At 60.6% G+C, this 22,316-nt stretch carries 17 protein-coding genes and 4 pseudogenes; 12 read left to right on the top strand and 9 right to left on the bottom strand.

Going from position 1 to position 22,316, the window contains the following annotated elements; all coding sequences use genetic code 11:
* Positions 1–17: 17 nt before the first annotated feature.
* From G7066_RS10175 to fdhD, 3 genes are all read right to left on the bottom strand, one after another.
* Positions 18–1,226 carry a globin domain-containing protein gene (locus G7066_RS10175; RefSeq protein ID WP_166330866.1) on the bottom strand — a complete coding sequence of 403 codons (1,209 nt, stop codon included), beginning with the start codon at positions 1,224–1,226 and terminating at the stop codon, positions 18–20.
* 163 nt (positions 1,227–1,389) lie between these two features.
* A complete protein-coding gene (locus tag G7066_RS10170; RefSeq protein ID WP_166330864.1) occupies positions 1,390–3,714 on the bottom strand; it encodes an FdhF/YdeP family oxidoreductase in 2,325 nt (774 codons plus the stop codon).
* Positions 3,711–4,598, bottom strand: coding sequence for a formate dehydrogenase accessory sulfurtransferase FdhD (gene fdhD, locus G7066_RS10165; RefSeq protein WP_166330862.1), 888 nt, complete (start codon positions 4,596–4,598; stop codon positions 3,711–3,713). The genes G7066_RS10170 and fdhD overlap by 4 nt, the downstream gene beginning before the upstream one ends.
* An 85-nt stretch (positions 4,599–4,683) precedes the next feature.
* Here fdhD and G7066_RS10160 point away from each other — a divergent pair, with 85 nt between their 5' ends.
* The 3 genes from G7066_RS10160 to G7066_RS10150 are packed head-to-tail and all read left to right on the top strand — an operon-like array spanning position 4,684 to position 6,811.
* Positions 4,684–5,955: a molybdopterin molybdotransferase MoeA gene (locus G7066_RS10160; RefSeq protein ID WP_166330860.1), complete on the top strand. Its 1,272-nt coding sequence runs from the start codon at positions 4,684–4,686 to the stop codon at positions 5,953–5,955.
* Positions 5,956–5,960: 5 nt separating this feature from the next.
* The gene (gene mobA, locus G7066_RS10155; protein ID WP_166330858.1) at positions 5,961–6,548 is read left to right on the top strand and encodes a molybdenum cofactor guanylyltransferase; all 588 of its coding nucleotides are present in this window, start codon (positions 5,961–5,963) and stop codon (positions 6,546–6,548) included.
* Entirely contained in the window at positions 6,545–6,811 is a 267-nt protein-coding gene (locus G7066_RS10150; protein WP_166330856.1) for a DUF6457 domain-containing protein, read from the top strand. Before mobA ends, G7066_RS10150 begins: the two co-directional genes overlap by 4 nt.
* A gap of 36 nt (positions 6,812–6,847) precedes the next feature.
* On the opposite strand, the gene G7066_RS10145 is transcribed toward G7066_RS10150, so the two are convergent.
* Positions 6,848–7,678, bottom strand: a complete 831-nt coding sequence (locus tag G7066_RS10145; protein WP_166330854.1) for an inositol monophosphatase family protein — start codon at positions 7,676–7,678, stop codon at positions 6,848–6,850.
* Positions 7,679–7,687: 9 nt separating this feature from the next.
* Entirely contained in the window at positions 7,688–8,929 is a 1,242-nt protein-coding gene (locus tag G7066_RS10140) for an ammonium transporter (protein ID WP_166330852.1), read from the bottom strand.
* Between the two features lie 233 nt (positions 8,930–9,162).
* Here G7066_RS10140 and rpsO point away from each other — a divergent pair, with 233 nt between their 5' ends.
* Positions 9,163–9,432: a 30S ribosomal protein S15 gene (gene rpsO, locus G7066_RS10135; protein ID WP_166289323.1), complete on the top strand. Its 270-nt coding sequence runs from the start codon at positions 9,163–9,165 to the stop codon at positions 9,430–9,432.
* A gap of 548 nt (positions 9,433–9,980) precedes the next feature.
* A complete protein-coding gene (locus tag G7066_RS10130; RefSeq protein ID WP_166330850.1) occupies positions 9,981–10,562 on the top strand; it encodes an endonuclease domain-containing protein in 582 nt (193 codons plus the stop codon).
* Between the two features lie 116 nt (positions 10,563–10,678).
* Here G7066_RS10130 and G7066_RS10125 read toward each other — a convergent pair whose 3' ends face one another.
* The 3 genes and pseudogenes from G7066_RS10125 to G7066_RS10115 form a co-directional block, all read right to left on the bottom strand.
* Positions 10,679–10,981, bottom strand: a complete 303-nt coding sequence (locus tag G7066_RS10125; RefSeq protein ID WP_166330848.1) for a hypothetical protein — start codon at positions 10,979–10,981, stop codon at positions 10,679–10,681.
* 195 nt (positions 10,982–11,176) lie between these two features.
* Positions 11,177–12,570, bottom strand: a pseudogene (locus tag G7066_RS10120) (aspartate aminotransferase family protein).
* 2 nt (positions 12,571–12,572) lie between these two features.
* Positions 12,573–13,040, bottom strand: a complete 468-nt coding sequence (locus G7066_RS10115; protein ID WP_244302908.1) for an Lrp/AsnC family transcriptional regulator — start codon at positions 13,038–13,040, stop codon at positions 12,573–12,575.
* Between the two features lie 252 nt (positions 13,041–13,292).
* Between G7066_RS10115 and G7066_RS10110 the strand changes: the two genes are divergently transcribed.
* The 5 genes and pseudogenes from G7066_RS10110 to G7066_RS10090 all read left to right on the top strand — a co-directional run bounded on the left by G7066_RS10110 (position 13,293) and on the right by G7066_RS10090 (position 18,965).
* Entirely contained in the window at positions 13,293–14,498 is a 1,206-nt protein-coding gene (locus G7066_RS10110; protein WP_166330844.1) for an ABC transporter substrate-binding protein, read from the top strand.
* 4 nt (positions 14,499–14,502) lie between these two features.
* On the top strand, positions 14,503–15,684 hold the full coding sequence (locus tag G7066_RS10105) for an ABC transporter ATP-binding protein (protein ID WP_166330842.1): 1,182 nt from the start codon (positions 14,503–14,505) through the stop codon (positions 15,682–15,684).
* A gap of 9 nt (positions 15,685–15,693) precedes the next feature.
* A pseudogene (locus G7066_RS17920) lies at positions 15,694–16,553 on the top strand (ABC transporter permease).
* A pseudogene (locus G7066_RS17915) lies at positions 16,550–17,352 on the top strand (ABC transporter permease). Before G7066_RS17920 ends, G7066_RS17915 begins: the two co-directional pseudogenes overlap by 4 nt.
* Before the next feature lie 182 nt (positions 17,353–17,534).
* On the top strand, positions 17,535–18,965 hold the full coding sequence (locus G7066_RS10090) for an APC family permease (RefSeq protein ID WP_166330840.1): 1,431 nt from the start codon (positions 17,535–17,537) through the stop codon (positions 18,963–18,965).
* Here the strand turns inward: G7066_RS10090 and yczE are convergent.
* A pseudogene (gene yczE, locus G7066_RS18110) lies at positions 18,914–19,521 on the bottom strand (membrane protein YczE). The gene G7066_RS10090 and the pseudogene yczE overlap by 52 nt on opposite strands.
* A gap of 125 nt (positions 19,522–19,646) precedes the next feature.
* Here yczE and yczR point away from each other — a divergent pair.
* Together yczR and prfB are read left to right on the top strand one after the other, a co-directional pair.
* Positions 19,647–21,083: a MocR-like transcription factor YczR gene (yczR, locus tag G7066_RS10080; protein ID WP_166330838.1), complete on the top strand. Its 1,437-nt coding sequence runs from the start codon at positions 19,647–19,649 to the stop codon at positions 21,081–21,083.
* A gap of 58 nt (positions 21,084–21,141) precedes the next feature.
* Positions 21,142–22,254, top strand: a complete 1,113-nt coding sequence (prfB, locus tag G7066_RS10075; protein WP_166330836.1) for a peptide chain release factor 2 — start codon at positions 21,142–21,144, stop codon at positions 22,252–22,254.
* Positions 22,255–22,316 lie beyond the last annotated feature (62 nt).

Below are 22,316 nucleotides of genomic sequence, written 5' to 3'. Positions count from 1 at the left end.
GCAAAACCCGTAAAGGCTTACACCGGATTCTGCGCCCAGAGATCGGGGCCAAATACCTCGTAGTGAATGTTCTCGCTCGGAATGCCCTTTGCGATCAACTCGTGGCGTGCAACCTGCATGAACGGCAGTGGACCACACATGAAGGCGTGGGCCTCGGCCGGAACCTCGACGTCAGAAAGATCCATGAAGCCGCTGCGCGCCGGGTGCAGGGTTGGGGCGGTCTCAGCACCGTCCTCGTACCAGTTCTGCGCCTTCGCGTCTTTCATCGCGAGCACCTGACGGCGGAGGCCGTCATAGAGTGCGTGCTGCTTGTGGGACTTGTCCGCGTGGAACATGCGGATCTTGCGGTCGGGCTGGCGACGTGAGAGATCCTCCATGATCGCGGCGACCGGGGTGATGCCGATTCCCGCAGATACAAACACGAGGGGTGAATCTGATTCGTCGAGCACCACGTCACCCGCGGGCTGTGACACATCGAGGATCGTGCCGGGCTTCGCGTTTTCGAATAACCAGCCCGAAACCTGGCCATCGGGGTTGCCGTCGACGCCGCGCACACGCTTGATGGTCACTCGCAGAGAATCACCGCGCGGGCCCGAAGAGATCGTGTACTGACGCGGCTGGCGTGCGCCGCCCGGCAGATCAACCGCGATTGCGACGTACTGGCCCGTGCGATGCTCGGGTACCTCACCAGACACGGGAGCGAGCAACAGCGAAAAGACCTCGTCGGCCTCCTCAATGCGCTCGACGACGCGGTACTGCCGCCAGGGGTGTTCGGGGTCGGTGCCGCCGAGTGCGTACAGCTTCGCCTCTTCTGCGATGAGTGCGGTGCCGAAGAGCCAGTAGACCTCGTCCCACGCGTTGTGAACCTCGGGGGTGATGGCGTCACCGAGAACGGTCTTTACCGCCTTCAACAGGTGATGACCGACGATCGTGTACTCGGGAGCCTTGATGCCGAGCGACACGTGCTTGTGAGCGATGCGCTGCATGACCGGTGTGAAGTCGGGTGCGTTCGGATCGATCAGCTGCACGGCAAAGGCAACGACCGAGGCGGCGAGAGCCTGCGGCTGCTCACCGATTGCCTGGTTGGCAACGTTGAACACACGGAGCAACTCGGGGTGTGCCGCGAACATGTCTGGGTAAAAGACCTTGGTGATTGCGTTGGCGTGTTCTGCGACGACCCCCGCCGTCGCGGCAACGATTTCTCTTGATTGTGGTGTCAGTTCCATGAGTAAATGCCTCCTGATGGCGAGTTGAACATAACCATCGCCATCGTCTCGCAGGCCACAAAACCGCGCTCGCGAATCCGCCGGAAATAATCGACAGAGCGCATTTTTTGAGCGTTTACTCCGCTGCTTTTCTACAACCCTGCCCGTCTACAACGCTGCATGCCTACACCGTGACGGGACGCCCCACTCCGGCGGGGGTCGCTGAGGGTTCGAGCCGGACGACAACTGCCTTCGACACGGGGGTGTTGCTCTCGAGGGCGGTGTTGTCGAGTGGGATCAGCACGTTCGCCTCTGGAAAATACGCTGCAGCACAGCCGCGTGCCGTCGGAAACGCGACCACTCGGAAGCCGCGCAGCACCCGGTCCGGCTGGTCCTTCCACTCGCTGTAAATATCGACCGTCTGGCCGTCGGTTAACCCAAGCGCCGTGATGTCGTCGGGGTGCACAAAAATGACGTAGCGACCCTTTTTGATGCCGCGATAGCGGTCGTTCAAGCTGTAGATGGTCGTGTTGAACTGGTCGTGTGAGCGCACTGTCTGCAGAATCAGCCGCCCAGGAGGGCACTCGACATGTTCGAGTTCGTTCACGGTGATGCGCGCCTTGCCGGTTTCCGTTGGGAAGGTGCGTGAGTCGCGCGGGCCGTTTGGCAGCACAAAACCATCGCGGGTGCGGGTCTTTTCGTTGTAGCTCTCGCAGCCGGGCACCACCCGCGAGATGTGATCGCGAATCACATCGTAGTTGCGAATCATGGCGGGCCAGTCGATGCCGTGACGATCCCCAAATGTGGCGTGTGCGATGCCGGCCACAATCGCGGTCTCGGATCGCAGCTGATCAGAGAGAGGCGCGACCTGGCCGTGCGACGCGTGGACGGCACACACCGAGTCTTCGACCGTGATGTACTGCGGACCCGAGGCTTGCTCGTCGACCTCGGTGCGGCCGAGCACGGGCAGAATGAGCGCTTCCTCACCGGTCACAACGTGCGAGCGATTGAGTTTTGTCGACAACTGCACACTCAGTGCGGTTTTGCGCATGGCCGACTCGGCGAGGTGGGTGTCAGAGATCGCGCCGAGCAGGTTGCCGCCAAGGCTCATCCACACCTTGATCTTGCCCTCGTCGAGGGCGCGGATACCATGCACGGCGTCAACACCGTGATCGCGCGGCGGATCAAAGTTGAACTCTTTGCCGAGCGCGTCCAAGAACGAGTCGGGCATCTGCTCCCACACGCCCATCGTGCGGTCACCCTGCACGTTGCTGTGGCCGCGAATGGGGGATGCCCCCGCGCCTGGCTTTCCGATGTTGCCGCGCAGCAGCAACAGATTGATAATCTCGCGGATCGTATCGACACCCTTGCGGTGCTGCGTGATCCCCATGGCCCAACAAATAATGACACGCTCTGAACTCAGATAGTGGTCGGCCAGCTCGTCGATCTCGGCCGTCGAGAGGCCCGTTGCCCGCTCAACCTCGCGCTCGTCAACCTTTGCCATGTGCTCGGCAAATGCCTCAAAGCCGTCGCAGTGCCGCTCGATGAAATCGTGATCCAGCACCTCACCGGGGTACTCCGCCTCGGCCTCAAGCACCCGCTTCGAGATCGCCTGAAGTAGCGCCATGTCTCCGCCCGAGCGGATCTTCAAGAACTGATCCGCCATCTGCGTAGCCTTACCGAGGTACCCTCGCACGCGTTGCGGATCCTTGTACCCGATCAGCCCGGCCTCGGGAAGCGGGTTCACCGCGACGATTCGCGCGCCGTGCTGTTTCGCCTCTTGCAGCGCCGTGAGCATACGCGGATGGTTAGTGCCGGGGTTTTGGCCCATCACAATGATGAGGTCGGCCTTGCCGAAGTCGCTGTAGGAAACGGTTGATTTGCCGATGCCAACCGTGTGCAGCATGGCGGTGCCGGTCGATTCGTGGCACATGTTCGAGCAGTCGGGCAGGTTGTTGGTGCCAAGCACGCGCGCGAGGAGCTGATAGATAAACGCGGCCTCGTTCGAGGCGCGACCGCTCGTGTAGAACGCGGCCTCGTTGGGGTCCGCGAGTTTGTTCAGGTGCTTCGCGACGACGGTGTAGGCGTCGTCCCAACTGATGGGTGCGTAGTGGTCTGATCCTTTTGCCTTGTAGACGGGTTCAATGAGCCGCCCCTGCATGCCGAGCCAATACTCGGTTTTGTCTTCGAGTGATGAGATCGAGTGCTCCTGCCAGAAGGATCGCTCGACCTTGAGCGGCGTTGCCTCCCACGTCACAGCCTTCGCACCGTTCTCGCAGAACTCGGCAACCTTTCGGTGATCAGGGTCTGGCCACGCGCAGCTCATGCAATCGAAGCCGTCCTTGTGGTTGATCTTTGTCATGAGCTTCGCGGTGCGCGCGAGACCCATCTGCTTGATCGCGGGTTCCATCGAGTGATAGACCCCCTCGATGCCCACCGCGTGAGTTTTTGGTTCCGAAATCTCGATGTCAGCGTCAGAAAAATCGTTCTCGAGGGGTTTGGGGGTCATAGCTGCGCTGCTTTCTGAAGGGGTGGGGTTGGGTCAGGATCGGCGGAGCCGGTATTGCTGGTAATGCGGTCTGCGCGGCTGTACACAACCATCGAGGGGCCTCGCAAAAATCCAACGAGCGTCATGCCAGCATCGTTTGCGAGGTCAACAGCGAGTGATGAAGGAGCCGAGACCGCGGCGAGCATCGGGATCCCCGCCATGAGGGCTTTCTGCGTGAGCTCGAAGCTCGCGCGGCCAGACACCATGAGGACGCAGTTGCGGGCGGGAAGTCGATCGTGCATGAGCGCCCAACCGACAACCTTGTCGACCGCATTATGGCGGCCAACGTCTTCGCGCAACACCAGCATCTCGCCGGTTGAAGCGTCGAAGAGTGCGGCCGCGTGCAGGCCACCAGTGCGGTCGAACACCGCCTGTTCGGCTCGAAGTAGGTCAGGAAACGTCGCGAGCTTCGCGGCATCAATTGAGAGCGGATCCTCGGCGACCGTGTAGTGGGAGGCCGTGTGAACCGCGTCAATGCTAGCTTTGCCGCAGAGTCCACACGAGCTGGTTGTATAGAAATTGCGTTCCAGGCTCGGGTCGGGAGGTGCGACACCGGGAGCCAGCGTCACGTCAAGCACGTTGTAGGTGTTGCCGTCGTCACTACTAGCTCCCGCGCAATACCTGGCGGTCGAGTAGTGCTCAGCGTGGTGAATCACACCCTCCGAGACGAGAAAACCCGCTGCAAGTTCTACGTCGTGTCCGGGGGTACGCATGGTCACCGCCAGCGATTTACCGAACACACGAATCTCCAGTGGTTCTTCGACGGTGAGGAAATCGGCGCGCTGAGAAACTGGTCCACCCACGGTCATGCGGGTGACTCTGCGACGTGCGGCTATGCGAGACACACTCCTTGGATAGCATTGATACTCACTGAGAGCAAGACCACACGCGTAAATCTGCCGTGGTCATGCAGAGAAAAGAGGTGGTGCCGTGCGGTCCACAGCGCGAGTCAACACAGCGCAGGAGCAGCTGAACTGGGTGCTGAAGCGCGTGGGGCCCTTGCCTATTGATGAGGTAGCCGTGCGCGAGGCACACGGGCTGACTCTCGCTACGGATGTGAAATCCCCGTTGTCGCTGCCTCTCTGGGATAACTCGGCGATGGATGGCTACGCGGTTCGCGCCGCAGATGTTGCGGATGCGGCACCTGACAGCCCGATGACTTTGCGAATCGTGGGAGAGGTGCTCGCCGGGGGCGCCTCGGATCCGAGCCTAGACCGCGGAGACGCCGTCAGAATCATGACCGGTGCGCCAGTGCCGACCGCTGCAGACACCGTGATTCCGGTCGAACTCACTCGGGGTGACAAAGGCGACGGATCCTGGGCAACTGATTCCGTTGTTGTGCAGGCCGCTGTTGCGGTCGGCGCGAATGTGCGACGCAGGGGTGAAGACATTTCAGAAGGGAGTGTGCTCGCGACTGCGGGTGACCTGCTCGGGGCGGCTCGACTCGCGGCGCTCGCCGCAGCGGGGGTGGAGCGCGTGTTAGTGCGCAAGGTGCCTCGTGTGGCGGTTGTGGTGACCGGATCGGAGCTTCGAGGCTCGGAGGAGCCGCTCAAGCGCGGCCAGATCCCGGAGTCCAACTCTGTGCTTATTGCCGGTCTGCTGCGCGAGTGTGGAGTTCAGGCTGTTGAAGTGCATCACAGTGATGACAAGGTTGCCTCGCTGGCACACCTGCTGCGTGAACTTGGCGGGAGCTTCGACGTCGTTATGACAACGGGTGGGATCGGGCCGGGCACACACGACGTTGTGAGAATCGCGCTGGAGGCCGAGCCCGCTGTGCGCGCGGCGCGAGTCGCGGTGCGTCCTGCAAAACTGCAGTGCGCGGGCAAACTCAGCGGCGGTGCCTTTGTGTTTGCCCTGCCGGGAAACCCGGTGAGCGCGGCAGTAAGCTTCGAACTGTTTGTACGACCAGCTCTGCTCGCGATGCAGGGGCGAAGTGAAGTGCATAGGATTCCCGTACCCGCCGTTGCTGAGGCCGATTGGCGCGGGGCAGAGGGGCGGCTGCAGGTGCTGCCTGTTGTTGTGCGCCCGGTAGTTGAGTCAGGCGGCGCGCCCATGCTGAGCTGTGCCCCCGCAGTTAACCCCCGCGGTGTCTCGCACGCGGTGGGTGGGCACGGTGCCGCGAACGGGTACGCACTGGTTGAGGCCGATCGTGGCGACGTTGTTGCGGGCGATACCGTGCCCGTGATCCTGGTTGCACCGTGAACTGCGTGAGCTTTGACGCGGTTGTGCTAGCCGGAGGGCGAGGCAGCCGGCTTGGAGGTGTTGACAAGGCCACGCTGACGCTTGGTGGTGAGCGCCTGGTTGATCGCGCAGTGGGTGCTGCGCGCGCCGCAGGAGCCGACCGGGTTGTTGTAGTCGGCCCTGATCACGCTGGTGCCGACGGGGTGGTAGTTGTGCGCGAAGATCCACCGTTCGCGGGACCTCTGGCAGCGCTCGCGGCAGCCCTGCCGGTGCTGCGCTCGGAATGGGGGCTATTGCTCTCCTGCGACCTGGTGCGGCCTGACAAGGTCTGTGAGATCTTGGTGGGGCAGCACATTGACGTCTCCGCAGACGGCCTTGCGCTTCGTGACAGCGAAGGTTGCCCCCAGTGGCTGGCAGGACTGTACCGAGTTGATGCACTGCGTTCCGTGGCCCTCCAGCTTGGGGGCGAGGTCGCCAACGCCCCCCTGCGCAGACTGCTCGGTTCTCTCGACCTACTCTGGATCGATGCCCCACCCGAGGTGACGGTTGACATTGACAACCCCGACGACCTTGAGCGGGCGCGAACCCTGAACGCACAAAGGAGAACACCATGAGCAACCCCCAACACCTGCCTCCTGAGGCACTCGACTCTTGGCTTGCCGCGGCGGCGGCGGAACTCGGCCTTGACCCCGAGGCCGTCAACATCGCCACGCTGCTCGATGTTGCCCGTGACGTCGCCCACGACGTTGCCCGGCCCGCAGCCCCGCTGACGACGTTTCTGCTTGGGATCGCGGTCGGTCGCGCCGAGGATCCCGCGGCGGCGCTTGCGCAGCACGCACAGACACTGACCGCGCTTGCCGCGGGCTGGGAAGGTTAGTCGCCGAGTCCCTTTTGGTAGGCCTGGGCGAACTGGTTACTCTCGCGGGTGATCCAACACAACCGTCCGCAATTCATTCACCAGGCTCGGATCGGCCACAAATATGAGCGGTTCACCAGGGGGAGTGGTGTCGTCGCGGCCAAGGATCGTGGCTCCCGCCTCGCGCGCGATCAGGGCCGCCGCGGCGTAGTCCCAGGGCTGCAGGCCCTTTTCGAAGAACGCGTCGAGGCGTCCGGCCGCGACAAGACAGAGGTCGTAGGCGGCCGAGCCGATACGGCGAATATCGCGAATGCGGGGCAGGATTCTGCCGAGCATTTCGAGCTGTTCGTGTTTCCGCTCGACCGTGTAGCCAAAACCCGTGCCGATGAGCGCCGTTGCAAGTTCATCTTTTTCCGAGATGCGGATCGGCGCGCCGTCAAGACGTGCGCCGCCGTTCTCGGTGGCCTCGAACAGCTCATCGGTGCAGGGGTTGTAGACGGCTCCAGCGACAGCGCGGCGGCCATCCGCAAACGCGGTGGCATCGGGCACTGTGGCCGCGATGCTCACCGCGTAGACGGGCAGGTCGTAGAGGTAGTTGGTGGTGCCATCGATCGGGTCAATCACCCAGGTGATCCCACTCGATCCCTCGATTGCTGCCCCCTCTTCACCAACAATGCCGTCGTCTGGCCGGGCCTCCCGCAGCGCTGCGACAACCAGTCGCTCGCACTCGCGGTCGGCCTCGGTGACCATGTCGACGATGCTTGATTTGGTGGCGGCAACCGTGACCCCGGTGCCGCGCAGTTCAAGGATTCGTTTGCCTGCGGTGCGCGCGATCCTGCTGGCGATTGCTGCGAGTTCTGTGGGGTCTGCGTGAGTGGTTGCCGTCATGGTTCGACCCTACCTGGCACCTCCGACAGGCACGGGCTGCCGTGCCGCGCTCGCGTCGGGAAGGTAGTCGTAGGCCTCCTCGCCGTGTGCGAAGGTGTCGATCCCGGCCTCTTCGACCTCGCGTGGCACTCGCAGGCCAGTGAGTGCTTTGACGACCCTTGCGATGATCATGGAGACCACGAAGGAATAAGTAGCGACTCCGACCACCGAGATCGCTTGTACGAGCAGCAGTCCGCCATTGCCACCCGTGAACAGGCCGTCTTCGAAGGCGAAGAAGCCGAGGTAAAGCGTTCCGATGACACCTGCGACGAGGTGGAGACCAACGACGTCGAGTGAGTCGTCGTAGCCCAGGCGGTACTTGAGGTCGATGGCCACGGCGCAGGCCGCACCAGCGATCAGGCCGAGCAGTAGCGCCCACAGTGGTGAGAGGTTCGCGGCGGCGGGTGTGATGGCGACGAGGCCCGCGATGGCGCCCGACGAGGCACCGACCACACCGGGCTTCTTACCGCGGGCAACGTCGGTGATGATCCAGCCGATGATGCCTGCAGCGGGAGCGGCGAGGGTGTTGACCAGGATCAGGCCCGCCTCACCAATCTCGGTCGCGAGTCCGGCGTTGAAGCCGATCCACCCGAACCACAGCAGCGCGGCGCCGATGGTGACGAGTGGGATACTGTGGGGCTTGTGCGATCCCGGCGCGAAATTGCGGCGCTTGCCAACCACGATCGCGAGGGCCAGCGCTGCCGCACCAGCATTGATGTGGATCGCCGTGCCGCCCGCGAGGTCAATCACGTCGGGGGTGCCGAGCCAGGTGCCGAGCTGCATGATCCAGCCGCCGCCCCACACCCAGGCTGCCACCGGGAAGTAGACCAACGTCGCCCAGACGCCCGAGAAAAGCACCCAGGAGCCGAGGCCAACACGGTCAGCGATGGCGCCCGAAATGAGTGCCGTCGTGATCATCGCGAAGACGGCGCCAAAGCCGACCCCGATGAAGGATGCCGGATCCGTGTTCACCAGCCCGAAGTCCTTGAATGGGCTGCCAGCAAAGCCACTCTCGCCGTCGGCGAAGTAACTCATGCTGTAGCCGATCAGGATCCACAGGACCCCAACTACGCCCATCGCGCTGACGCTGAAGAGCATCATGTTGACGACCGAGCGGACCCGCACGAGCCCGCCGTAGAAGAGCGCGAGCCCCGGTGTCATGATGAGTACGAGCGCTGTGCTCGCGAGTGCCCAAACATCTGTGGCTTCCATGGTGGTGCCTCCTTTAGTCTCCCCGGGCGAGTGGATCGTCCCTGCGAACAGTTTCTGTCGCGGCTGTTTCGAGTCCGTCACCGTGGCGTGAAGCGGGCATCACAACTGTGTTTCGGGTTGATGTCGGGATTACGGGTGCTAGTATGTACAGGTTGCCGTTAGAACGGCCGCGGATAAAGAGAGCTCCAGCATCCTGCTGATAGCGCCGCGCAGCAACTGAAAGGGGACCTACTATGGCATTGCCCGCAGAGGTCAAGAAAGCAATCATCGACGAGTATGCAACCAAGCCTGGTGACACCGGTTCCCCAGAGGTTCAGGTTGCAATGCTCACCCGCCGCATCAAGGATCTGACCGAGCACCTCAAGGATCACAAGCACGATCACCACTCGCGCCGTGGCCTGCTGCTGCTCGTTGGTCAGCGTCGTCGCCTCCTGGGCTACCTCCAGGACGTCGACATCACGCGTTACCGCTCGCTCATCGAGCGCCTTGGTCTGCGTCGATAACTTTCAGACCAATGCGAAGCGCCCCCGCCTTTTGGTGGGGCGCTTCTGCGTTATGGGGTTGGTGTTCTTGCTCGACCGCGTTGTGTCACGCTGGAAGGAGATGGCACTCAAATAGGGCGGAATTGAGGAGGATTCACCTTGCTAGGTGCCTTTTCCTTCCTGAATGGCGGGCCGCGGGAGTCCCAGGTTCTCAGGGAACTTCGCTCACAGGCTGTCATTTTGTGGATAACCGATTGACGAGACTCGGCCGATGCAAACTAGGGAGTATGGCTCGAAAGACAGACGCTCAACTGAGGCGGCAGATTAGGTACTGGGACGGTGTTGTGCCTTCACTTGCCCTTGTTGAACAAGGGTTCAGTTATCGCCAGCTACGAGAGCTTTGTAGCGCAGGTAGGCTACGGCGATTGAGACGAGGTTGGTTGGCAGTGCCCGAGGCGGAGTTCGCCTTGATTCGCGCCGCGGAAACTGGGGGCGTCTTGACCTGTGTAACTCAAGCGAAACGGCTCGGGTTGTGGGTGACCCGGGATGAGCCATGCCTGCATCTAGGCATGCCAGCCAACGCGAGAAAGCTGCCGGGGGTAGCCGCCCAAACTAGGCAGGAATCAAAGCTTCACTGGAATGCTCCGGTGGTGCCGCGGGATCCAAGAAGCCTCATAGATCCGGTCGGGAATGTGCTTGCGACGACGGCGCTGTGTCTCGCTGAAGAAGACGCATACGCCACTTGGGAGTCGGCCCTCAATAAGAACCTTGTTGAACTTGAGGAACTCCGTAGATTGCCTTTCACTGGGCGCGCGAAAAAGCTTTCTCAGATTGTCACGCCGTTTTCGGATTCGGGTCTTGAGAGTTTCGTGCTACGTCGTACACGCAGATTGAGATTGGAGGTTCGTGCGCAGACGTGGATACTCGGACACCACGTTGATTTCCTGCTAGGAGCTCGTCTTGTCTTGCAGATCGATGGGAAAACCCATGTCGGTGAACAACGAGGTCTCGACAACCGCCACGATGCTGTTTTAAAGCTGAGTGGCTACCACGTAATCAGAGTGACGTACGAGCAGGTGATGTTTCAGTGGGAAGACGTGCAAGATCTCATCATGCGTGCGATCGCGCAGGGACTTCATCTGGCCGTGTAAAAGGAATTCCGCAGGGATTAATGCCCGTACGGGATCACCGAGACGACCCAGAACCCGGCGTATGAGAACAACCAGAATCCACTCATGACGAGCGAGCTGATGGCGGTCCACCTGAGTCAAGGAGCGTTCTTCTTAAGCACACCGACGAGAGCGAGAACTGCCGCTGCGACGTGAATAATGGTGTTGCAGGCCGTGCTGATGCTCGAAAGTAGCATCGGATCGTCAAAGCGGTACAGGATTGGCGTAAGGACGTTGAGTAGAGCGGCGAACGCGAGGAGCGCGAGCGAGGTGACGCCGAACACATTGAGCTTGGCCTGGGGGATCGGTGTCTGCGCGAACACGGGCTGGCCATACTGGGGAAGAGCTCCCGGGACGGTTGTCTGCTGGTAGTGTTGCGGCATCGTTGCCTGTTGCGGCACTCACTGAGGCTGGCTGTTGTCTTGCAGAGTGTGAGAATTCTGAGGCTGCTGTGAGGATTGATCTGTCGGATCTGTCGAACTCACATCAGCTAGCTTACTCGTGAAAATGACCCGTCCCTGCAATAAAGAGTGGCCCGCCCTGCCGAAGCAGAGTGGGCCACAGTGAGGCCGACGCTGTCAGCCAGTCAGATCAAACTAGATCTTCGACGAAGCGTCCTTCAGAACGCTGCGCAGGATCCCGCCGATCTCGGCGAACTCCGACGGACCAATGGTCAGCGGCGGAGCGAGCTGGATAACGGGGTCTCCACGGTCGTCGGCGCGGCAGTAGAGGCCGGCCTCCCACAGTGCGGGGGAGAGGTAGTCGCGCAGCAGGCGATCCGACTCCTCCTCGTTGAAGGTCTCCTTGGTTGCCTTGTCCTTGACAAGCTCAATACCGAAGAAGTAGCCCTCACCGCGCACGTCACCGACGATGTCGATGTCGAGCAGCTTCTCAAGCTCGGCACGGAACAGCGGGCTGTTCTCGCGCACGCGACCGTTGAGATCCTCTTCCTCGAAGATGTCGAGGTTCTCAAGGGCTGCTGCTGCTGCCGCCGGGTGACCAGCGAAAGTGAAGCCGTGGTAGAAGGTGTTCTCGGTCGAGTTGAACGGCTCCGACACCTTGTCCGAGACGATCATGGCTCCCAGGGGCACGTAGCCCGAGGTGATGCCCTTCGCCGAGGTGATGATGTCGGGCTCGTAGCCGAGTGCCTTCGATGCGAAGAAGTCACCGACGCGGCCGTACGCACAGATGACCTCGTCAGAGACGAGCAGCACGTCGTACTTGTCGCAGATCTCGCGAACACGCTTGAAGTAACCGGGGGAGGCGGGAAGCAACCACCCGAGTTCTGTACTGGCTCGAGGAAGACGGCCGCAACGGTGTCTTCGCCCTCGAACAGGATCGCTTCTTCAATGCGGTTTGCAGCCCACTGACCGAACGCCTCGAGGTCGTTCGACGGTGCACCCATCTCTTCTGCACGGTAGAAGTTGGTGTTCGGCACGCGGTGGCCGCCCGGGGTCAGAGGCTCGTAGAACTTCTTCATGTCGGGGATGCCGGTGATAGCAAGCGCACCCTGCGGGGTGCCGTGGTAGGCAACCGAGCGCGAGATGACCTTGTGCTTCATCGGCTTGCCCTTGATCTTCCAGAAGTGCTTGGCAAGCTTGAACGCAGACTCAACGGCTTCGCCGCCGCCGGTGGTGAAGAACACCTTGTTCATCTGGCCAGGAGCGTAGCTGGAGAGACGCTCGGAGAGCTCGATCGCTGCCGGGTGGCCGTACGACCAGATTGGCATGAAGTCGAGCTGCTTCATCTGCTTCGCTGCAGCCTGCACGATGCGATCACGGCCGTGGCCAGCGTTCACAACGAAGAGGCCCGCGAGGCCGTCGATGTACTGCTTGCCAGCCGCATCGTAGATGTGGTGACCCTCAGCACGGGTGATGACGGGGATGCCGTCATTCAGAACCTTGCGGTTCGTGAAGTGTGGCCACATGTGGCGCTTAGCCGAGGCCTGAAGGGCAGCAGTATCAACTGCCGCAGTGGGATCGTAGGACATGGTTATCTTGTTCCCCAGTCGTATTTTTGTTTTTTGAGTTGGAGGTAGACGAAGGTCTCCGTAGAGGCGACACCGACGAGGGTGCGGATCTTTTCGTTCAACACTTCGATGAGGGCGTCATCGTCTTCACAAACAATCTCGACCATGATGTCAAAGGACCCCGCGCTAAGCACGACATAACTGACCTCTGGCATCCCGGCAAGGCTGTCTGCAACGACTCTGGTGTCACCAGAAACGCGAATGCCGAGCATGGCTTGTCTGCTGAAACCGAGCCGCATGGGATCGGTCACCGCAACAATCTGCATGACACCGGCTTCCGTGAGCTTCTGCACACGCTGACGCACGGCGGCCTCACTGAGGCCAACCGCCTTCCCGATTTCCGCGTACGAGCGACGCCCATCGAGCTGGAGTTGCTCGATGATCGCCTTCGAGGTGGAGTCGAGCGCCGACGTGTTTCGTTTGCTGCTCACACATGCGATTCTGGCACTCAAAACCTGAAAAGGCAAAGGAATCCGAAGTTTTGGCCCGCAAAGACAGAGATTTCCAGCACTCTGCCAAGCGGAAGGTGCTCGAAACATAACTGTTGAGTGACGAAAAACTTGAATTGGCGTGTGCCCTTTGCAACGACCCCGGGTCTGTGCCATATTCGAGTCACAACCCGGCACTGTCGCCGTAAGTGCGCCATGTCGGTTGAATTCGCCGAAACTCAAGGGAGAGCTCTCATGGCCCAGCAATTGCCCGAAGATCCGATTGTACGAAACATCGTGAGTATGCTTCGCGGCGCTCAGTTCAACCGTCGTCAGCTACTCAGGGGAGCAGCTATTGGTGCCGCGGGCCTCGGTACGGCGGCTCTCGCCTCGTGCGCCCCTGGCAGCGGGGGCGGATCCAGCAAGGGCGAAATCATCTGGGGTAACTGGACCTACTACCTCGATTTTGACGAGTCGAGCAGCACGAACCCGACACTGGAAGCCTTCATGAAGGAGTCCGGCATTAGTGTGAACTACGCCGAGGATATCGACGACAACAACACCTTCTACGGCAAAATCAAGGACGCGCTGAAGCTCGATCAGTTCACGGGCTACGACGTGATCACGATGACGGACTGGATGGATGCCAGGCTTATCCTCGCCGACCAGGTGCAAGAGTTTGACTACGCGAACCTGCCAAACGTGAAGAGCAATCTGCTCGACACCGAATGGGATGCTCTGGCGGAGGATCCGGGTCGCAAACACTCGATTCCCTGGCAGCTGCCGACAACGGGTTGGGCTTGGAACAAAAAGGCACTCCCTAAGGGACTGAACGAACTGGATGACCTTCTCCAGCCTGAGCTCAAGGGCAAAGTCCAGGTGCTTAGCGAGATGCGGGACACCATTGGCCTGATCCTGTCGGGACAGGGTGTTGATCCTGCCGGCAAATGGGGTGATGCCGAGTTTGACAAAGCCATGGAGTGGCTCGTAGATGCCCTCGACAGTGGGCAGATCAGCAATGTGAAGGGCAACGACTACACGCAGGACCTTGAGACCGGCACAATGCTCGCCGGGTTCGTGTGGACCGGAGACGTGGTGATGATGAACGTTGAACTCGACAAGCAGTGGGGCGTCGAGCTACCCGAATTTGGCGGCATCATCGCCCGCGACTCCTTTACCGTGCCAAACGGCACGACGGCTGGCAACAAAAAGAAGGTCGAGGAACTGATCAACTATTACTACCAGCCGGAAGTTGCCGCTGAGGTGGCTGCCTACGTCGCCTATGTCACCCCGGTTAAGGGAGCACAGGAGGCCATGGAGAAAGTCGATCCCTCGCAGGTAGATAACCCGGCAATTTTTCCGAGTGAGGCCGACATGAAAAAGCTGCGCACTTTCCGAATTCTGACGCCCGAGGAAGACAACCGCTACTCCACGACGTTCCAGAAAGCATTGGGGCTGTAACACCATGACCGTACAGTCTTTCGCTGAGTCTGGCGCGGATCTTGAGCTAGTCGGGATCCAGAAGCGCTTTCCAGGGTTCACCGCGGTGGAGCGGCTGGATCTTCTCATCCCGGCCGGGTCGTTTTTTGCGCTGCTGGGGCCGTCCGGCTGTGGTAAAACCACGACGCTGCGGCTCGTGGCCGGGCTTGAGGAACCCACGACCGGAAGCATCAAGATTGGTGGTCGCGATGTGACCGCCCTCGGGCCGCACAAACGACCGGTCAACACCGTGTTCCAGTCATACGCGCTTTTCCCTCACATGACGGTGCTTGAGAACGTGGCCTTTGGCTTGCGGCGGCGGGGGATCTCAGATCCTCTGGGCAAAGCCCACGCTGCTCTGCAGCTGGTTGAGCTCGACAACCTCGCCGCTCGTAAACCCGTGCAGCTCTCGGGTGGTCAGCAACAGCGCGTGGCACTTGCCCGCGCGATTGTGAACAGACCAGCGCTATTGCTTCTTGATGAACCGCTTGGTGCACTCGACCTGAAACTGCGCCGCCAGATGCAGCAGGAACTCAAACAGATTCAGCAGGAGGTCGGGTTGACTTTCTTGCACGTCACTCACGACCAGGAGGAAGCCATGACTATGGCAGACACCGTGGCCGTGATGAACAAGGGCAGGATCGAGCAGCAGGGCGCACCAGAAGAATTGTATGACCTGCCACGCACGGTGTTCGTAGCGAGCTTCCTGGGGCAGTCAAACCTGTTTTCGGTCAAGGTTGCGGGATCGACTGATCAGGCGATCACAACGAGTCACGAAAACGGGGCACAGATTACGGTGCCGAGAGCGCGAAGTGTTCGCGACAGCGGCGCAATCACGGTGGGAGTTCGACCTGAGAAGCTGCGAATACACACTCAGGCTCCCGCGGCGGACGCCTCGGTGAACGTGGTGGGGCCAGGCCGGGTCACCGATGTCTCGTTCATAGGCGTGAGCACGCAGTACACCGTCGAGGTGCCCGGTGCCGGCGCGGTGCAGGTGTTTGCGCAGAACGTTGAGGTTGGTCCGTCAGTTCAATTGGGTGATGAGGTGTGGCTGAGCTGGCTGGTATCTCACACCTTTGGTCTCGCGGATGACCGCTTAGAAACCGGCGCACTGACCGCTGATCTTTCGACCCGCACGATTGCCGCGCAGTCGAAGATCTCAGGGTAGGAGACGCTCATGGCATTTACCGCGTTCTCGGCCAACACTGAGGTCGTCGAGCAAGCTCCGAAGAAGGGGCGTTGGGTCGCGCTTGTTTTGCTCGCTCCGGGCATCATGTACATGCTGCTTTTCTTTGTGACGCCGTTCATTCAGCTCATCATCACCTCGCTTCAGGTTCCCGCGGAGGGGAGCGGGATCGGCGACTATGTTGCCGCGGTGCAGTTTTCGAACTACTGGGCGGCCGTGCAGGAGTATTGGCCACAAATTCTCCGATCTTTTGTCTATGCGTTGATCGGTACTGTCGTGGGGTTGCTCATCAGCTACCCACTCGCGTATCTGATCGGAGTGCGGGTGCGTTCGAAGCCGATGCTGCAGGGGATCCTGCTGATCCTTGTGATCGCACCCTTCTTCATCAGCTTCCTGCTGCGAACGTTGTCTTGGAAGCAGATCTTGCCCACTGAATGGATGGGCACGGATTTCTCGGTGGTGTTTGGGCTCGTCTACAACTTCATCCCGTTTATGGTGTTGCCGATTTTTGCCTCGCTCCAATCACTCGACATGCGACTGCTTGAAGCGGGAGCCGACCTGTACGCATCACCCGTCACTATTTTTCGCAAGGTGACGTTGCCGCTGTCGATGCCCGGTGTGGTCTCCGGCACGCTGCTCAGCTTTATTCCGATGTCGGGTGACTACGTCAATGCTTCGCGGCAGTTTCTCGGCAGTATTGACACGGCGATGGTCGGCAACGTGATCGAGTCGAACTTTCTACAAACCCAGAATTACCCCTGGCGGCATCACTCTCGATTGTGCTCATGGTGGTCATTCTGGTCCTCATCATCGCCTATGTGCGACGCAGCGGGACGGAGGACCTCCTGTGAAAAAGTTGAGCCTGGGTCGGGCCTTTGTGCCGGTCGCGAGCATTATCGTTTTGATCTACCTGCTGCTGCCTATTGTCAACGTCATCATCTTCTCCTTCAACGAGAAGCGGGGCCGCAACAATATCAAGTGGAACGGATTTACACTCGAGAACTGGCAAAACATCTGCGGGGCACCCGAGGTCTGTACCGCGTTCGGGAACAGCATCATCGTCGGCGCTGTCTCTACCGTCGTCGCGACGGTTCTGGGAACCCTCATTGCGATTGCGCTCGTGCGGTACCGCTTCCGTTTCCGCAGCACAATCTCGCTGTTGCTGTTTACGCCGATGGCCACTCCAGAGGTTGTTCTCGGGGCGGGGCTCGCGTACCAGTTCCTGACGATGGGAGTGGAGAAAGGGCTTGGCACAATCATCCTTGCTCACATCATGTTCTGCATCTCTTACGTTGTTGTGGTGGTGAAGGCGCGGGTTGCAAGCTTGAACCCGGCAATTGAAGAGGCGGGCGGGATCTCTACGCTTCTCCGGGTCAGGTGTTCTTCAGAATCACGCTACCGACGCTCATGCCGGGCATCATCGGCGCGGCGCTGTTGAGCTTCGCACTGTCGTTCGATGACTTCATCATTACGAACTTCAACTCGGGTGCGGTGAGCACCTTCCCGAAGTTCATCTACACCGCGGCCGCGAAAGGCGTTCCCGCGCAGGCCAATGTGCTCGCGTCGATCGTCTTTGTTGGGGCTCTGCTGCTGGTGATCATTGTGCAGGTTGTGCGTATCAATAAGCAGAAACGTCTCTCACGCGTGTAATGCAGAAACTACGGAGTGTGGCGCAGGATCTGCGGTATTTGGATCTTGCACCACACTCCGTTTTGCGTGAGCGGGCTCCTGGGTGCAAGATGGACGCGGTGGGCAACAGCGCCCATTGATTTCAAGTTGCAACGGGGCGCTGATAACTCCTCGTGTGTGAACTCCAAATCGAGGAGAGAACTATGACTGCACCCGCCAAGGCTAAGGGTGGCACGCTCAAGCGAAATCTGGGACTCTGGGCCATCGTCGGCCTCGGGCTCGGATACATGACCCCCACGGTGGTGTTTGACACCTTTGGTATGGTCGCCCGAGACACGAACAATGTTGTTCCGCTGGCTTATCTCGTGGCACTTATCGTGATGGTGTTCACCGCAGTGAGCTACGGCAAGATGTCGGGCGCGATTCCGAGCGCGGGATCGGCGTACACCTATGTGCGCGAATCGATTCACCCGAATGTCGGCTTTATGGTGGGCTGGACCTCGCTGATCGACTACATGCTGTTGCCGATGGTGAACTGCCTTATTATTCGGAGCTACCTCGAAGCGGTGTTCCCCGATATTCCTGGATGGATCTGGGTCGTGCTCTACTGCATCATGGTGACCAGCATCATCTACCTCACCATGCGTGGCACCTCGAATGTCAACATGATTCTGCTGGTGTTCTCGATCATTGTGATGATCGTATTTGTTGTGATGGTGTGGGCTCAGCTGCAGGGTGGCGAGGGTGCTGGCACTGTCGCGTCGATCACGCCGTTTTTCCATGACGGGGTCACCATGGGTGCGGTACTCATGGGCGCGACCATCGTGTGTTTCTCGTTCATCGGCTTTGACGCGGTGACGATGTACGTGGAAGAGGCCAAGAGCCCCAAGATCGTTCCCAGGGCGATCCTGCTGACGGTGTTGCTTGGTGGCGCCATCTTCCTCATCGCGGGCTACTTCACACAGTTGCGATTCGGTGACTGGATCGTGTTTGCCCCGGGCGGCGACATGCAGTTTGTTGAAGACAGCACGCTGCCCCTCATAGGTGACTTTGTGGGCGGGCCGGTGCTGCAGGCTGTGCTCACCGCAGCTGGCTTCTGCGCGACACTCGCCTCGGGTCTTGCCTCGCACGCCTCGGTATCGCGCATGCTGCTCGTGATGGGCCGCAACAATGTGCTGCCGAAGAAGTTCTTCGGTTACATTAACCCGCGAACCCACACCCCGACCTTCAACATCGTGCTGACCGGTGCCATCTGCTTGCTGGCAGCGGCGTTTACGCTCGAAATGATCGCCGCGTTCATCAACTACGGTGCGCTGATCGCGTTCACCTTCGTGAACATCTCGGTGATTGCCTGGTTTGCGATTCGTAAGGGCCGTCGCCACACGTTTAAAGACATTTTCAGCTTCATCGTGATGCCCGGAATCGGTATGCTGCTCACCGGGCTGCTGTGGGCGAACCTGCACCTCGACGCTCTCATCGGCGGTGTGATCTGGACGGTGATCGGTCTTGTATACCTGATCTTCCTCACCAAGGGATTCAAACGTAAGGTTGTTGGGTTCGACGAGATTCAGCCGGTCACTGGCTACAACAAGATCCCTGAAGACGTAGTGGCTGAGTCGGGATCCCGCGACTGACCCTCGTCTGACTGCTGCATGGTGGAGTGACCCTTGGGGTCATTCCGCCAGCGGCGGTCAAACAGTGGCAGTGTGATGCCGCACAGCGGGCCAATAAGTAGAGCGAAAGCGAGAGTGCCAAAGCCGACGTTGCCGCCGAGCAGCCATCCGACAAGTAACACGCTGAGTTCGACGCCGGTGCGCCCGATCCAGATGGGCGTGCCGAAGCGCAAGTGGATGCCGGTCATGAGGCCGTCGCGTGGACCCGGACCCAGGCGGGCACCGATGTAGATGCCGCTCGCGAGTGCGAGGAGCAGCATGCCAAATATGAAGTACGCGATCCGCAGCCATAGGGCCTCGGGGTGGGAAGTAGCCACAGCCCGAGTTCAATGCCGGGACCAACAAGCAAAATGTTCAGGATCGTGCCGAGGCCCGGCTTCTGACGCAGTGGCCACCATAGTAGAAGCACAATGACGCCTGTGACATTTGTGACGATCCCGATGCCAAACCCCGAGTGGACCGACAGTCCCTGGGCAAACACCGTCCAAGAGTCGACGCCAATCGCCGCGCGGATCATAAAGGCATCCGCGACGCCGTAGAGGATCAGGCCGGGGATCAATTGCAGGAGTTTTCTGGGCATGTCAACCAGTCCACTTCAAATTGGCCTTGCGTGCAAGAGGCCAATCTGCTTACAGTGGCCTCATGATCGTGCAGCGAATCTCAGCTCGCAAACTCACCGAACTGCTCGGAAGGTGGCGAGGTGGCGGCCACAGCTACCTTGAACTCAGCGAGACAATCGGCATGCTGGTGCGCGACGGGCGTCTTGTCGCGGGATCTGCGCTGCCCGCAGAGAGGCCACTATCTGAGGCGCTCGGTGTGAGTCGCACAACGGTGAGTGCGAGCTACCAACGTCTGCGTGAAACCGGAGTGGCGGTCTCGCGGCGAGGCTCGGGGACCGTCATTCGAGCGCCCCGTCGCGAGAACTCTGAGCTGTGGTCGTCGGGGGCAAACGAGAACCTTGACTTTTCGGGGGCCTGCCCCGAGCCTTGGCGGGGGATCGAAGAGCTCAGCGCCCGCGCGCTTGCAGAACACCCAGAAGTGTTTCAGCTCAGTGGCTACGACACCATTGGGTTGCCACTGCTTCGAAGCGCGATTGCGGATCGATACACGGTTCGTGGCCTGCCAACGACCCCCGAGCAGATCATGGTGACTCTCGGTGCCCAACACGCCATCTTCTTGATCGCTCGCACCCTGCTGCGTCGGGGTGATCGCAGCCTCATCGAGTCACCGAGCTATCCGCACGCGCGTGAGGCACTCGCCGCCGCGGGGGCGCTTGTCGCGGAGCTTCCCGTTGGTATCGACGGCTACGACGTTGATGCCGTGCTTGATACCGCGGCACGCACGGCACCGCGCTTGGCGTACCTGATCCCGGATCACCACAACCCAACCGGCTTGTCGATGCCAGCCGAACTGCGGGCGAGGCTCATCGACTCCCTTTCGGCACAGGGAACCTACGTTATCGCCGACGAGACAACGGCTGAACTCACCCTGCGCGAACCGCGAACGATTACCCCGTTTGCGGCATTTGCTGACCAGGCACATCAACAGGACACCATCATCACCGTGGGCTCGCTCGGCAAGACTGTCTGGGGCGGGCTGCGAGTGGGGTGGATCCGTGCGGCCCCCGACCTGATCGGCCAGTTGGAGACAGCGCGACGAGTGGGGGATCTTGGCACCGGAACCTGGGAGCAGGTTGTCGCTCTGCTGGCGATGGAGCGGTATGACGAGATTCTTGCGGAACGCACTCGCCAACTGACGAGCCGACATCGTATGCTCACCGAGAAGATTGGTGCTCTGCTACCGAGCTGGTCGCTCTCCGCGGCAGAGGGAGGGGCGTGCGTGTGGGTTGATCTCGGTGAGCCGGTGAGCTCGCGGTTGTGTCGGCACAGTGCTCGCCTCGGGCTGCGGCTTGTGCCGGGCCCCCGCTTTGGAAGTCCGGGTACGTTCGAGCGCTTCGTGCGATTGCCCTTTACGGAGCCGGAGGACAGGCTGCTTGAAGGGGTTAGCCTGTTGCACGAGGCGTGGCAGCGCAGTGGAGAACCCGCCGGATCGTTCGTGCTTGAAGGCTCGGTGATTTAGTTCACAGATCTGTTGCGGGGCCTGTCGCGAAGCATTGAGCGGTAAAGTAAACAGCATCATGCTCGAACTTGACTTCAACTCACGCATCCGCGCGCTTCGCGCCACCTACGCCGACATTGCTGCGGTGATGGATCTGCCGAAGCTTGATCGTGAGATCGCTGAGCTGGAAGAACAAGCCGCAGCACCCGATCTCTGGGACGATCCTGCAGCGGCACAGCAGGTCACGAGCGGCTTGAGCCACCGCCAGGCTCGGGTTAAGCGGCTGCGTAGCCTCGCCGCGCGCCTCGATGACCTTGAGGTGTTGGTCGAGTTGGCACTCGAAGCAGAAGACGAGGACTCGGCCGCAGAGGCGACCGAGGAGATCGCCGCGATTGAGGCGCTTGTGCAGGAGCTCGAGGTGCAGACGATGCTCTCTGGGGAGTACGACGAGTACCCCGCTGTTATGACGATCCGCGCGGGCGCGGGGGGCGTCGACGCCGCCGACTTCGCCGAGATGCTGCAGCGTATGTACCTACGCTGGGGCGAACAACACGACCACAGAGTCACAGTCATGGAGACGAGCTACGCCGAAGAGGCCGGCATCAAATCGACCACGATCGAGTTTGACGCACCGTACGCGTTTGGTTCGCTCTCGGTCGAGGCCGGTACCCATCGCCTCGTGCGCATGAGCCCGTTCAACTCTGCGGGCAAACGCCAGACCAGCTTCGCGGCGGTTGAGGTGATCCCGCTGATGCCCGAGGCGGAGTCGGTTGACATTCCCGAGAGTGACATTCGCGTCGATGTCTACCGCTCGAGCGGTCCCGGCGGTCAGTCGGTCAACACCACCGACTCGGCGGTGAGGATCACCCACCTTCCGACGGGCACGGTTGTTTCGATGCAGAACGAAAAGAGCCAGATCCAGAACCGCGCAGCCGCCATGCGTGTGCTGCAGTCGCGCCTGCTCATCCTGCAGCGCGAAGCAGAGGCCGCGAAAAAGAAGGAACTCGCCGGAAACATCACCGCGAGCTGGGGTGACCAGATGCGCAGCTACGTGCTCGCGCCCTACCAAATGGTGAAGGATCTACGCACGGAGTTTGAGGTCAACAATCCGCAGAACGTCTTTGACGGCGATCTCGACGGGTTTATTGCCGCGGGCATTCGCTGGCGCTCGCTCTCACAACATCAGGATTAGCTGAGCTAGGAAAAAACGCCCGCGCGCCTGAGTAGGTGATTCAGCGTTCGGGCGTATTGTCG

The sequence above is a fragment of the Leucobacter coleopterorum genome, from assembly GCF_011382985.1.
Lineage (GTDB): Bacteria > Actinomycetota > Actinomycetes > Actinomycetales > Microbacteriaceae > Leucobacter > Leucobacter coleopterorum.
Note: the sequence above shows the minus strand (reverse complement) of the source record. Positions and strands in the feature narration are given on the sequence as shown.